Source organism: Vibrio sp. 1727 (assembly GCF_033344415.1).
In the GTDB taxonomy this organism is placed as follows: Bacteria; Pseudomonadota; Gammaproteobacteria; order Enterobacterales; family Vibrionaceae; genus Vibrio; species Vibrio alginolyticus.
The window spans coordinates 1-565 of sequence record NZ_JAWPOT010000525.1; the positions used below are offsets into that span (position 1 = coordinate 1).

A 565-nucleotide genomic window follows, 5' to 3' on the forward strand; every position below is an offset into this window, starting at 1 on the left:
CATCTGCGACTAAGCGCCCCAAAGATCGATACGACTCTGGATGGTGCGCCATAAGCGTTAGCTTGTAACGAGAATGGAAATCGATGATCTTACCGCGTGTCGGCTCACCTGCCATCGATTCATAAAAATCGTTGAGACAGTAAATGCGAGTAATGAAGTTCTCTTTAAGAACGGGATCATTTAGGCGTCCATCTTCTTCGACAGGTAACCACGGCATTTTTTCCATCAACGTTTTCGTGTACAGACCAACCCCTTCTTTTGCAGCGTTGTTTTTGCTGTACACTTTTACGCGTTCCATACCGCATGTTGGCGATTTGGCACAAACGATGTAACCACACAATTGCTCATTTTGAAGCTCGTCCACTTTATTTGCGGAGTAAGTCAGCATGTTATATGTGTGATCATTGTCGGGTTTTTTCGTTTCAACCAACGCGATGCGTTCTTCATTACTGATTAAACGAATCGTCGGGCGTGGCACCGGCATGCCTACCCCCACCTCTGGGCATACAGAAACAAAGTCAAAATAATTGCTAAGCTCTTTAGTCACAAAGTTACTGACTTTATG

At 44.8% G+C, this 565-nt stretch carries 1 protein-coding gene; it reads right to left on the reverse strand.

Annotation, left to right across the window (positions count from 1 at the left end; all coding sequences use genetic code 11):
- Nucleotides 1-565: YbgA family protein (locus R8O10_RS26725; RefSeq protein ID WP_318192163.1), on the reverse strand; the 565-nt coding region annotated here is incomplete at both ends.